This is a genomic window from Candidatus Lernaella stagnicola (genome assembly GCA_030765525.1).
Lineage (GTDB): Bacteria > Lernaellota > Lernaellaia > Lernaellales > Lernaellaceae > Lernaella > Lernaella stagnicola.
In genome coordinates, this window is record JAVCCK010000027.1 from 249884 (window position 1) to 262667 (window position 12784).

General features: G+C 63.1%; 11 protein-coding genes. 5 read left to right on the forward strand and 6 right to left on the reverse strand.

Features of this window, described 5'->3' with window-relative positions; all coding sequences use genetic code 11:
* The first annotated feature begins 119 nt into the window (after positions 1–119).
* Entirely contained in the window at positions 120–1358 is a 1239-nt protein-coding gene (locus P9L99_12825) for a hypothetical protein (GenBank protein ID MDP8224239.1), read from the forward strand.
* A gap of 3 nt (positions 1359–1361) precedes the next feature.
* Here P9L99_12825 and P9L99_12830 read toward each other — a convergent pair whose 3' ends face one another.
* Genes P9L99_12830 through P9L99_12840 form a run of 3 tightly spaced genes read right to left on the reverse strand, consistent with a single transcriptional unit; the run spans position 1362 to position 5178 of the window.
* The gene (locus tag P9L99_12830; GenBank protein ID MDP8224240.1) at positions 1362–2180 is read right to left on the reverse strand and encodes an ABC transporter permease; all 819 of its coding nucleotides are present in this window, start codon (positions 2178–2180) and stop codon (positions 1362–1364) included.
* Positions 2177–3103 (reverse strand): ABC transporter permease, encoded by a 927-nt coding sequence (locus tag P9L99_12835; GenBank protein MDP8224241.1) that lies wholly within the window; start codon positions 3101–3103, stop codon positions 2177–2179. Before P9L99_12835 ends, P9L99_12830 begins: the two co-directional genes overlap by 4 nt.
* A complete protein-coding gene (locus P9L99_12840) occupies positions 3100–5178 on the reverse strand; it encodes an acetate--CoA ligase family protein (protein MDP8224242.1) in 2079 nt (692 codons plus the stop codon). Before P9L99_12840 ends, P9L99_12835 begins: the two co-directional genes overlap by 4 nt.
* A gap of 277 nt (positions 5179–5455) precedes the next feature.
* Here P9L99_12840 and P9L99_12845 point away from each other — a divergent pair, with 277 nt between their 5' ends.
* Genes P9L99_12845 through P9L99_12855 form a run of 3 tightly spaced genes read left to right on the forward strand, consistent with a single transcriptional unit; the run spans position 5456 to position 8269 of the window.
* Positions 5456–7153 carry a DUF6178 family protein gene (locus P9L99_12845; GenBank protein MDP8224243.1) on the forward strand — a complete coding sequence of 566 codons (1698 nt, stop codon included), beginning with the start codon at positions 5456–5458 and terminating at the stop codon, positions 7151–7153.
* A 39-nt stretch (positions 7154–7192) separates the two neighbouring features.
* Positions 7193–8107, forward strand: coding sequence for a hypothetical protein (locus P9L99_12850; protein MDP8224244.1), 915 nt, complete (start codon positions 7193–7195; stop codon positions 8105–8107).
* A gap of 33 nt (positions 8108–8140) precedes the next feature.
* The gene (locus P9L99_12855; protein ID MDP8224245.1) at positions 8141–8269 is read left to right on the forward strand and encodes a hypothetical protein; all 129 of its coding nucleotides are present in this window, start codon (positions 8141–8143) and stop codon (positions 8267–8269) included.
* Between the two features lie 139 nt (positions 8270–8408).
* Here P9L99_12855 and P9L99_12860 read toward each other — a convergent pair whose 3' ends face one another.
* Positions 8409–8960, reverse strand: coding sequence for a rhomboid family intramembrane serine protease (locus P9L99_12860; GenBank protein ID MDP8224246.1), 552 nt, complete (start codon positions 8958–8960; stop codon positions 8409–8411).
* Between the two features lie 190 nt (positions 8961–9150).
* On the opposite strand from P9L99_12860, the gene P9L99_12865 reads away from it, so the two are divergent.
* The gene (locus P9L99_12865; GenBank protein ID MDP8224247.1) at positions 9151–10536 is read left to right on the forward strand and encodes a tryptophanase; all 1386 of its coding nucleotides are present in this window, start codon (positions 9151–9153) and stop codon (positions 10534–10536) included.
* 34 nt (positions 10537–10570) lie between these two features.
* Here the strand turns inward: P9L99_12865 and P9L99_12870 are convergent, their stop codons facing one another.
* Positions 10571–10978 (reverse strand): protease inhibitor I42 family protein, encoded by a 408-nt coding sequence (locus P9L99_12870; protein ID MDP8224248.1) that lies wholly within the window; start codon positions 10976–10978, stop codon positions 10571–10573.
* The gene (locus P9L99_12875; protein ID MDP8224249.1) at positions 10944–12746 is read right to left on the reverse strand and encodes a C1 family peptidase; all 1803 of its coding nucleotides are present in this window, start codon (positions 12744–12746) and stop codon (positions 10944–10946) included. Before P9L99_12875 ends, P9L99_12870 begins: the two co-directional genes overlap by 35 nt.
* Positions 12747–12784 lie beyond the last annotated feature (38 nt).

Sequence of the window (12784 nt, forward strand, 5' to 3'; positions counted from 1 at the left end):
CCTATTATTTTTACAGAAGCGCCTCCACCGGGCAAGCTGAAAGCGGAGGGGTGGATTCAGCACGTCGCGCGCAGGTAAAATGGCGCGGTATCCATCCAATAATTGAACGGGAGACCGAAATGCCCGACTCCATTCATACGCCGATTTCGCTCGATTTCACCGACCCCGACCGCCTGATCACCGAAGCCGAAGCGAACTACCCCGCGCTGAAGGCCGACGCCGAGGCTCGCGTCGTCACGTGGGAGTGGCGCACCGAGGGCTACGAGGTCACGCCGTTTTTCCACGAACTCAACGACTTCCCGAAGCCGCGCCGAATCAAAACCGAACCCGCCGACAAGAAGTACAAGCACCAGTGGGGCCTGGACGAAAAGGGGCGCGTGACGGTCGACCGAGAGTTCGTCGAGGCCGACGGCAGCCGCGCCTACGAGGAGTTTCACTTCTTCGGCCCCGAGGTCGCGGCGATGTTCCGGTTCGACTACTTCGAGGACAAGTCGATCATCAGCGTCGAAGTCTCCCACACCGATGGCGGGCGCGTGGTGCGCATCAAGGGGCGGTACAATCGCACCCCGCCCACGCCGCCGGCGCGTGACGTGACCGAGTGCTTCTACGAGGGCGAGCGGCTGGTGCGCATGCACAAGAAGCACGACAGCGAGGTCGCCACCGATTACTGCCCCGAGCGTGAGTGGCGGTTTGCCTACGACGACCTCGGGCGCCTGGCGCGGATCGAGAACCGCGAACTGCCGGGCACCTACTGGCACAGCGCGCCGAACTACAAGCCGCGCCTCGAATGGCGCGAGGCGTACCGGCGGCCGGCCAAGGGCGAAACGCCGCGCGTGCTGGCCGGGATCATCCGTGATCGGCTGGTTGAGTCCGTGCCGCACGTCGCGGCCGAGGCGGGTATCCAAGAGCCGGTGTTCGCCGTGGCGTTCATGTTCGACGACGAGGGCAACTGCCCCTTCGGCGACTCGGTGAGCTTCGGCCTGGCGCGCGAGCGGGAGCGCATGGTCGCCGAACAGCCGGACGATCCGCACCGGTGGGCGATGATCTGGAACCCGGCCGAATGGGAGCACGGGCCCGGCAAGCACACGATCGACGATGCGGTGTACAACGCCGCCGTGCGGCAGTGGTACAGCCAACTGGCGCAGAAGGATGCGAACCTGGCCAAAGAGGGCGCGAAGGTGCTCATTGAAGTGTGCAAACGGCTGGCCGAGGTCGATTGGTCGGCGGCGTTTCCGGTGACGGACGACTTCATCGTTTACCCGATCGGCGTCGAGTTGAGCGACTTTTCTGCGCACCTGCGCAAGCTCGCCGGCCCGGCGCGTTGGAAGGCGTGGACGAAGAAGTACTGGCTGCCGTGAGGCTCACACCAGTTGCGGCGCGGTCTCCGAACGCGGATCCAGGCGGTCGCGCAGGGCGTCGCCGAGGAAGTTGAAGGCCAGCACCGTCAGCATAATCGCCACGCCGGGCGCCAACGAAAGATGCGGCGCGAAAAGAAGGTAGTCCACCCCGGAGGAAAGCATCGCGCCCCAGGTGGGAATGTTTTGTGGACCCAGGCCGAGAAACGAAAGCGAAGCTTCGGCCAGAATGACGCTCGCCATGCCGAAGGTCGCCTGCACCAATACCGGCGCCAGCACGTTGGGCAGCACGTGCCGCCACAGGATGCGCGGCGTCGACGCTCCGTAACCGCGGGCCGCGAGCACGAACTCGCGCTCGCGCAGGGTCAGCACCTGCCCGCGCACCAGGCGCGCAAATCCGGTCCAGCCCAAAATCGATAACGCGAAGATCACATTGCCCAGCGACGGGCCGAGAATACCCGCCACCGCAATCGCCAACAAAATGCCCGGAAAAGCCAGCAGCACATCGACGATGCGCATGACGATTTGATCCACCACGCCGCCGAGGTAACCGGCCAGCAGCCCCACGATCGTGCCCACGACGACCGAGATGAGAACCACGATCACGCCCACCAGCGCGCTGGCTCGCGCGCCGACGATCAAGCGCGAAAACAGGTCGCGGCCCAATTCATCCTGTCCCAACAGGTGCGCCGCCGACGGCCCTTCAAGCGCGTCGCCCAGATGCAGGGCGTCGGCCGGTTGCGGGGCAATCCACGGGCCGATAAGCGCCGCGATCACCAGCAGCGCGATGAGTACGAATCCCACGATGGCGGCGGGCGACCTCATGACGTTCCCAGCCGAATGCGGGGATCGACCACGGCATAGACCAGGTCGACCGCCAGGTTGACGAGCACGTAGCCGAAGCTGATGAACAGCACGCAGCCCTGCACCAGCGGATAATCGCGGCTCTGGATGGCCTCAATAAACAGCGTGCCGACGCCGGGCCAGGAGAACACGTTTTCGGTGATCACCGCGCCGGAAAGCAGCGCCCCGAGTTGCAGGCCGACCAGCGTAATCACCGGGATCAGCGCGTTGCGCAGCACGTGCTTGAACAGCACCGTGCGCGGCGGCAGTCCCTTGGCGCGGGCCGTGCGGACGAAGTCTTCCGACAGCACTTCCAGCACGCTGGCGCGGGTCATGCGCGACAGAATCGCTGCCAGCGCCGTACCCAGCGTGATAGCCGGCAGCACCAGCGACGTCCAGTCGCCGCGGCCGCCGACCGGAAACCATTCGAGCTTGAGCGAGAACATCCAAATCAGCAGCGGCCCGAGCCAGAAATTGGGCATCGACACGCCGACCAGCGCCACGAACATGCTCAGGTTGTCGAACGCGCCGTATTGTTTCACCGCCGCGATCACGCCGATGGGAATGGCGATCAGTAGCGCCACGAGCATGGCCAACGCCGCTAGTTCCAGCGTCGCAGGCAGACGTTCGAGCAACACTTCGGTCACCGGTCGTTGGTAAAAAAAGCTCTGGCCGACGTCGCCGCGCACCAGGCCCGCCAGGAAGCGCCCGTACTGCACCAGCACCGGGTCGTTAAGGCCGAGGCTTTCGCTCAGCGCTTCTTTATCGGCGGCCTCGGCGGTCTCGCCGAGCATGACTTCCACCGGGTCGCCGGGGATCAAATGGATGAAGAAAAACACGAGGGTCGCCAGCCCCAACACCGTGGGAATCAACAGCAGCAGGCGGCGGCCAATGTAGCGAATCATGCGAGGGTGAGAACCCGCGCGTCGAGGGCCATGACCCCGTCGGGGTAGGCGGCGATCGGGTTGACGTCGACTTCGGATAGTCCCGGCGTGTGCGCCAGGTGGCTAAGCTTCACCAACGCGGTAGCCAGCGCCGCGCGGCTGACCGGCGGGCGTTCGCGGAAACCGTCGAGCAGTTTCTGACCGGGCAGCTCGGCGATCATCTGCATCGCCTCATGACGAGTGATGGGCGCCAGGCGCAGGCTGACTCTCTCCATCGCCTCCGCGGCCGTGCCGCCCCACCCCAGCATCACGACCGGGCCGAAGCTGGGGTCGACCTTCACCCCGGCGATCAACTCGACGCCCCGCCGCGCCATCGGCATGAGCAACGCGCCGGAGAAACGGGCGCCGGGTTTGTGCTCCGCCAGCTTTTCCTGCAGTTCGAGAAAGGCCACACGCGCCTCGCGAGCCGACCGCACGTTGAGGATCACGCCGCCCACGTCGCTTTTGTGCACAACGTCCGGACTCTCGATCTTCATGGCGACGCAACCGCCGCCGATCTCGTCAAACGCCCGCGCCGCCTCGGCCTGCGAAGCGACCAGCCGCACCGGCGGGTGCTTGAGGCCGTAACTTTCCAGCAACGCGAAGGCGTCGTCCTGCCGCAGGTAGCGGCCCGGTTCGGCTTGTTGGACCAACTTGACGCCTTGGGCGTGCAGGCGAACTTTCGGCGTGCGCTTCGGGGCCGACTTGTGAAAACGCGCCCAATCGCGGCCCGCCGCCAGCGCGGCCACGGCTTCCTGCGTCGTCTCAAAAACCGGAAAGGCGCTGTAGGCATGCATCGACGTGAGGATTTCCGGCCACGTATAAAGGACCAGCGCCAAGGGCTTCTGGTGCTTTTCGGTCAACTCCTTGGCCTTGTCGACCAGGTCGCGCGCCACGTGGGGGCGATCGCGGGAGATCATGACGAACAGGAAGAGGACGGCGTCGTTGTTGGGTAGCGCCATCACCTCTTCCATGATCGTGAGGTAGGCTTCCATGTCGTACAAGTCGCCCACGTCGAGTGGGTTGCCCATGCGGATGACGCCGGGACGCACGTGTTTCTCGACGCGCTTGAGAAATTCCGCCGGCAGTTTCGGAAACACCAAACCATGTTTGCCGCATTCGTCGGCGGCGATGATGGCGTGGCCGCCCGAGCGACTCACGACGATCACCCGATCCCCTTTCATCGGCGGCAGGTGCATGGCTTTGACTTTGATGATCGTGTCGCGCAGCGAAGCGGTGCGCAGCACGCCGGTTTGTTTGAGGGCGGCGTCGACAACGGCGTCGTCGTTGACCAGCGCGGCGGTGTGACTGCTGGCGATATCGCGGCTGCTGTCGCTGATATTGCTTTTGTGAATCACCACCGGCTTTTGGCACGCGCGCAAGACCTCGAACAGCTCCCGCCCCTTGGGCAGCGATTCCAAGTAGGCCAGAATCATGCTCGTGCGCCCGTCGGTCCGCAGGAATTGCAGCAGATCGATTTCATCGACGTTGATCTTGTTGCCCATCGAGACGAACTTGCTCATCCCGATGCCCTCTTCCAAAAAATGGTTCGCATACAACAGCCCGACCCCGCCCGATTGCGTGATGATGCTCACGTCGCCCCGGCGCGGTTGGGGCATGGTCGAAAAGGGAACCGCCAAACCGGTATGGTTATCGGTCACGCCCAGGCCGTTGGGGCCCACAAAACGAATGTCGTACTTCGCGGCGATGCCCAGCAGTTGTTGCTGGAGCCGCAGCCCTTCCTCGTCCAGTTCGGCAAAACCGCCGGATTCGATGACCATGCGCCGAATCCCGAGCTTGCCGCACGCCTCCATGATGTCCGGAATCGTGCGGGCCGGGGTAAGCACCACCGCCAGGTCCACGCCCTCCGCGCCGGATTCGGCCAGGTTGTTCCAAATGCGGTGCCCGGCGATGGCGCCGCCGCCGCGTCCGATCAACGTGATACGCCCGCTAAACTTGAATTGCAGCAAATTGTTGACGATCCGCGCGCCGAGATTGCTTTCCTTTGTCGATACACCGAATACGGCAACGTGCTGCGCCTCGAAAAAGCCTTGCATGGGCCGCTCCTTTGGGGATGATGCCGTTCACGCTACTAGAGTGCCTTCGGGGCCGTCAACACGGGCTGAATTCGGACGCGGGGAAGCGAGAGGAAAAGGGGTAAAAAAAACAACGCCGGGCACAACCCGGCGCGTCAGTATCGTCCCATAAAACGGGGCTTTTTTCAAAGGGCGGCGGTCGCCGGGGCGAAGCGTGAGGGCCCATTGCAATTTCACCGTGTCGGTTCGATGGTTAGGCTTAAAGAGAGCAACAATGACCTCGCCCGGTAGGAGAATCATGAGCAAGGAACTGACTCGTCAAGAATTATTCGCCGCCATGGCCATGGCCACACCCGAGCAAGGCGTGGACCTTTTGGCCGGGCTGCCGGCGCGCGAAGCCTTCAATCTGGCGTTTGAGCATCCCGAACCCGAAAAAGTCTTCGCCCTGCTGCCGGTCGAAAACGCGTACCTCATGATGCACGAGATGGGCACCGATGACGCCCTGATTCTGCTGGAGCAACTCACGCCGGAACAGGTGCAGGGCTTCATCGACATCGACTGTTGGGCGAAGGACGAAGTGGATCTACCCAAGGCGCGCACGTGGTACTTGCTGCTCAACGAACTGAGCGACGAGCGTTTCATCAGCGATATGCAAAAAATGGACTTGGCCTATCACGTGGCATTTTTCAGCAAGCATGTAGTCGTTCACAAGTTCGAGAACATCGACGACGCCATCGACGTGGAAGGCGGCGGCTTTCTCACGCCGGATAACCGCCACCTCGTGCAATACGTCTGCAGCCTGGAACAGAGCCGACTGATCAACGCGCTGATCGTGCGGATTTACGATATGGCCCCCGACTTCTTCTATCTGCTGCTGGAGGCCATCTACTGGGAACACGGCACCGAAGTCGAAGAGCAAGCCTATCAAGAACGCAACTCGCGCCTGAGCAGCCGGGGCTTCCCCGATTACTACGACGCCCTCGAAATCGTGGCCGTCGTCGAACTCGATCGCTTCCAGCCGCGCCGGAAAGTCGGGGCGTCCGCGCTGGCTCAGGAACCCGGCGCCAAGGTGAGCAGCTCCACCTATCTCACTCACTACGAGCACCCCGACAGCTTGTTGCGGCGCGCCCTGGCGCAGGATTTCCCCGCTCGGGAAGAAGTCAGTGTCGAAATCATGGGCCTGGCGAATATGGCCGTCGTGGCCGCGCGGGTGCCTTTCTTTGAATTGGAGGAAGTGCGGCGGCTCGTCGTGCGCACCGATGGCTACCTGAGTATCGGCCTGGAACATCGAGTCGGGCTCGACGAAGACGAAGCGCGAGAGCAACTGGCGGTGTACCGCTGCCTCGACATCCATAAGATCGGCCGCAGCCTTGTCATGCGCCTGGTCAAACGTGCCCGAGCGATGCTCAAGACTATCGCCGTCGATCGACGCAGCCCGTCGCAATTGCTGGTCGACACACCCGAAGCCGACGTCGTGCAGGCGCTGCTCGAGCGCGAGCCCGCCTATTTCTCCGAGGGAAAACAGCATTCGTGGTCGACCTTGGCGCAGATTCGCGCGGTGGACCAGATCCTCCAAACCGTCGCCGCTTTCGCGGCGCTCATGGACGAAGGCTTCCACTTCACCCCGGGCACGACGCAGCTTGTCGATCTGGCGGGGACCAATGTGCCGAGCCCGGCCGACCTTTCGTATCGACTCATGTTCAACACCTTCCGCTGCCACGATCTACTGGGACACGAACCCTCGCTGGAACCCTTGAGTCCGGATGATCTGCAGGCCGTAACCGCGTTGTTCGTCCCCGGCGAAGACGGCCGACCCGATCTGCCGCAGGCCGAGCACGACAAGCTCCGCGAGTGGTTGTCCGCTACCGTCGGCGAAACCGATGCCGCCCGCCTCGGCCCGCTTTTGGATCGCTTCACACGCGGCATGATCGCCGAGATAGCGCGCCACGATCTGGCCTTGCGTTATCGCCTCGAAATCTTGGTGCACACGCGGTAAACTCCTCGGCATCGTTCGCATTTTTTTAGGGAGGCAACTATGACTCGAGCATGCCGGCTGTTTGTTTTGTTGATCGCGCTTTGCTTGATTATCGCGCCGGTGGGATGCCGCGACCTGAGCGAAGATGAACAGGAACCCGGCGTGCCGGAAACCAATCCCGGCCCCGGATACCCGGGCGCCAACGACGACAACGGCGACGACGACGCCCCGCTGGTCGGCACCAAGTACCCGATCGTGCTCATGCACGGCTTTTTCGGTTGGGGCGAAGCCGGCCCCCTCTCCTACTTCGCGGGCGTGCAGAAGGATCTGGCGGCGCAGGGCTTCGAAGTGATCGACCCCGCAGTGTCGGCGATTCACTCGATGGAATACCGGGCCGGGCAATGGGCCGACGTGATCAACGCGGCGTACGCCGGGCGGAAAATCAACATCATCGCCCATAGCCAGGGCGGTCTCGACGCGCGCTATATGATCTCCCAAATGGGCTGGGGCGACCGCATCGCTTCGGTGACCATGATCGCCGTGCCCAACCAGGGCTCCGCGCTGGCGGACTACGCCGCCGAAATCTTGCCCGACCCGATCGAGTGGATGATCGATTGGGTTCTCAATTTGCTGGGTATGGATTGGGACGGCATCATCCAGATCTCGAACGACTATGTCCGCAACGAATTCAACCCCGCCAATCCCGACGACCCGCGCGTGAAGTATTACTCGTTCCAAACCGATTGCGGCAATGACTGCTTCTTCCTGCTGCTGCCGACGCACGGCCTGCTGGAAAGCCTCGAAGGCCCCAACGACGGCATCGTGCCCACGGCCGGGTCTGCCTACGGCGAGAACTTCGGGGTGCTGCACGCCGACCATTGGTCTTGCATCGGGCAGCCGGCGGGCTTGGCGGCGTTCGATCACAAGACGCTCTACCGCGAAATCGCTTACGGCCTGCGCGACGCGGGGTTTTAGCGAGCGGATTTCCTGCCGGGAGAACGCTTTGCCGTGAAACGAAGCAAACGAAAAGCACTGATCGGCTGCGGCGTGGCCGATCAGGTGGGTAACGTGAAGGAATGGGTGGCCGCCCAGCGCGACGTGCCGCCCGGCGCCCGTATCGCCAAGGGCTCATCCTGATACAGCCACATCGGCCAGGCCCCGGTCTGCCTGCGCCAAATTTGGGTCAGCGGCGTGCGTCTCGACGATAAAGGCGTGCGCTGCGTGGCGGATGTGGCCCCGACGAATCAAGCGGATTAGAACGACAGTTCCCGCCGTATCACCGCCGCGCCGCCAGTACCCGCGCGGCAAAAGCGCCGGCCAAGAAACCGAACAAGTGCGCCTCCCAGGAAACGCCCGGCAGCCCCGGCAGCACGCCCCAAATCATCCCGCCGTAAAGCACGCCGATGATCAGCGAAAACACCATTGAGCCGAAGGTCCGCTCGAACCAGCCGCGTAAAAGCAGAAAGCCCAGGTAGCCGAAAATCACGCCGCTGGCGCCCAGATGCACCGCGGGTCGGCCGAACACCCACACGCCAAGACCGCCGAAGAGCATGACGATAACCGTCACCGGAAAAATGTCGGCGGTGCGGCGGGCCATCACGAGCCAGCCGAGCGTCAGAAAGGGAATGGTGTTGGCCGCCACATGGCCCAGCCCGCCGTGCAAAAACGGCGCGAACACGATGCCGCGCAATCCAATCAGGTGACGCGGCAGGATGCCCCAGGCGTTGAGCGCGCCGCCGAAGAGAAAGATATCGACCAGTTCGGTCAGCCAAAGGACGGCCAGCGCGCCGAACAAAATCTTCGCCTGCGTTCGCAATTCGTTTTTCACTCCGTGCCCTCCGCCGGTTGTTCGCGGCGCGACCGACATTTATCATGCACCATCATGAATCATCCCGAAACGGCTACCGAGAAAACCCTAGACGCGGTTGCCGTGAACTCATGAGCGCTTCGTCCCGTAACTTGCGCCCGCGCGACGCTCGGATTAAACTCACCGCGCCAACCCGCGAAGGAGACCGGCGATGAGAGACTGCGAATGGCCCGCCTTTGAGCCCTACAAAACGAAAATGGTCGAAGCGATTCCCATCACCACCGCCAGCCAGCGGCGAGCCGCCGCCGAACGCGCCAAGTACAATCTGTTTAAGCTCCGCGCCCGGGAAGTGACCATCGACCTGCTCACCGACAGCGGCACGGCCGCCATGAGCGACCGGCAGTGGAGCCGCATCATGCTCGGCGACGAATCCTACGCGGGCGCCGAAAGTTTCCTGGTTTTCCAAGACACCGTGCGCCGCATCACCGGCATGCAGCAGGTCCTGCCGACCCACCAGGGCCGCGCGGCTGAAAACCTGTTGTTCACGGCCATGGTCAAGCCGGGCGATATCGTGCCCAACAACATGCATTTCGACACCACCGAAGCCAACGTCATCACCAAAGGCGGCCAGGCGCTCAACCTGCCTTGCGGCGAAGCGTCGGATATCACCGCCGACAAGCCTTTCAAGGGCAATATGGATACCGAGCGGCTCGAACAGGTGCTCACCGAGCACAAGGGCGAGGTGCCGCTGGTGATCATGACCGTCACCAACAACAGCGCCGGCGGCCAACCGGCGAGCATGGCCAACGTGCGGGAAGTCAGCCGTATCTGCCACCGGCACAAGGTGCCCTTATTTCTCGATTGCGCCCGCTACGCCGAGAACTGCTGGTTCATCAAGCACCGCGAACCCGGCTACCACGACAAGAGCGTCGAGGATATCGCCCACGAAATGTTCGGCCACGCCGACGGCGCGTTGATGAGCGCCAAGAAAGACGCCTACGTCAACATCGGCGGCTTCCTGGCGATGCGCAACCACGAGCTGAAGATGAAAGTCGCCGAGTACATGGTGGTCGTCGAAGGCTTCGTCACCTACGGCGGCATGGCCGGACGCGACATGGAAGCCGTGGCGCAGGGCCTGCAGGAAGGCCTCGACGAGCAGATCCTTACCGCGCGTATTGGGCAAGTCACGCGGCTGGCCGACCGCCTGACCGAACTGGGCATACCCACCCTGCAACCGGCCGGCGGCCACGCGGTGTTCCTTGACGTCAAACGCATGCTGCCGCATATCCCGCAAAGCCAACTACCCGGCCAGGCGCTGACCGTCGAACTGTACCTGGAAGGCGGCGTGCGGAGCGTGGAGATCGGCACGGTGATGTTCGCCCATGCCGATCCGGAAACCGGCGAGATGTTGTACCCCGACCTGGAACTAGTGCGCCTGGCGATCCCGCGCCGCGTTTACAGCGACAACCACATGGAACACGTGGCGCGCACCTGCCGCTGCGTGCTGGACCGCGCCGAGAAAATCCGCGGTATGCGCTTTACCTACAGCCCCCCGCGGCTGAAACACTTCCTCGCCCACTTCGATTGGGTGCAATAACCGAGGAAACGCTTTCTCTCCGGTCTACCCCCCGCTACTCGCCCACCACCACGTTGATCGTGACGGTTTTGGCAGGAGGCGTGTCCTTTTCCCAGGGGCGGAAAAAGGTCGCGGTGAGCGTGGCGCGGCCGGGCTTTTTGGCGGTGAGGGGAAAGACATAGTGAATCGGCCCGCCAACGAGGCCGGGCGCGTGGTCGACCTTCACGTCGTGCTTGCCGACTTCCACCACGCCCGCGTCGCTGGAGACAACCTGCCACACGTAGCCGGTGCCCGCGTTGGCCAGCAGCGTAACGTGCGTTACGGCCCCGGCGGCCAGCGTGATTTCCCGGCCGTTGTCCGCGTCGGTTAATCGCGGCGCGTCGCCCGCGGCCAGTGCCGCAGCAGTTAACAGCAGGATCACCAGCCAGCTAGAGACCGCAGCCGCCGCCGTCTTCTTCATCATCGCGTTCACCGCTGCTTTGGTTGGGTTTGTTGTTGCCGCCGGCGTCGTCGTCGTCCGAAGCGTCGTCATCGTCGGAGGCGTCATCGTCGTCGTCGGAGGCGTCGTTGTCATCGTTGTCGTCGTTGTCATCGTCGTTGTCGTCATCGTCGTCGTCGCCCGCGCCGGAAACCGAGAAGACGCCGTCAACGTGATTCGAGGCCGAGCCGCAGATATCGGTGAAGTACGCCTCGAACGCGTAGGAGCCCGGCGACGCGTCTTCCAGGTCGAAGTAGAAACCCCAATAGAGGCCGGAATCGTCGGTGCTGCAGCCCAGGTAGAAGGGGTTGGGGCCCAGATTCTGCCAGCCGCCGCCCGCGTCGATCATCAGGTCGCCGCCGGGCAGGTTGCACTGGTCGTCTTCGTATTCGAAGCGGATTTCCAGCATCACGCCGGGCTGCACTTCCAACGGCGTCTGCAGTTCGATGGACTCCACGAAGTAATGCGTCGATTGGATATGCGGCGCGGTGTTGCCCGCGCAGGGCTGCGGATTGGTCTGCACCGTGAATTCGAAGGGCAGCACATTGCTTTCGTTGCCCGCGGTGTCCACGACGTACAAATTGCCGTCGTGCCCGCCCGTCGTCATTTCGAAGTCGAAGTAGAAGCCCAGCGCGCCCGACGCGCCCATATCGGTCAGCGGGCCGAGCGTGTAGGTGTCGCCGTCGAGTTCGGCGTAGAGCATGCCGCCGTCCAGGTTGCCGTCCGAGTCGTCATAATCAAAGGCGATCGACAACGTCGCCGACTGCGCGGGGGTGACGTACACCGGCGGGTAGACCAATTCGTCGTCATCGTCGTAGTAACGCAGGTAGTCGATGGTCGGCGCATGGCCGGTCGGCTGCGTGCCGCCCTCGTCGAAGCTGAGCCACTGCGTATCCTGCCCGAAACTGACCGACCCGTTGACCTGGCTGTAAGCGATGCGGAAGTAGCCGCTTTCGCCCCAGTAGGAACCCCAAGAATTTTTGCAGGTGAAGTACTGGCCGCTGTCGTTGTAGCCGACGATCAGGATCGCGTGCCCGCCCTCGTAGCTGCCCCAGGATTGGGAATACACGCCCTCGTCGTAGTAGTTGAAATCGGAGTACACGTCCATCGCGGTGATCAGCGGGCCGTGCTGATACAGGGCCTGCTTGATCGATTCGACGTTCTGCGAAACCGTGCCGCGGCTGTTGGCGGTGTACAAGCGGCTCGACCAATTGCCGCAGCGGTCGCATGCAGAGTTATGCGCCACGTAGGGCATGCAGGCTTCGTCGACGGTGCCCTGCGTCACCAGGAATTGCGCCGGCTCCCACACCGAGTACGAACCGTTGCAGTCGTATTGCGAGTAGCAATCGCTCACCAGGTACTGCTCGGACAAGTCGATGCTGCGCGGATAGCCGCCCTCGCGGATCGCCGCCGACTCCAACGCACCGACCGCCGCAAACGCCCAGCACGAACCGCACTGGCCCTGCGAGCGCACGTTGGTCACCGCGCTTTGGTCGCGCCAATCGAAATTCGTGGGGATGTCCAGGGGCGGATCGATCTTCGGTTCGAGCAAATCGAGTTCCAGCGGCTTGTTGATGCCCAGATGGGACCCAAATTCATCGGGATGGAAAAACGCCTCGGCGGCCTTCCACGCGGCGTTGTTCTCCGTGATGGCCCGGCGAACCTTTTCGAGGTCGTCGTCCGCCGCGGCGCCGGTCGCCCACACGGCAATCATCAGCAAAATAACAAAAACCAACGTAACCCTTCGAAACATGGCCTCTTCTCCTTGCGTTTTCCCGTCGTTTGCCCGGC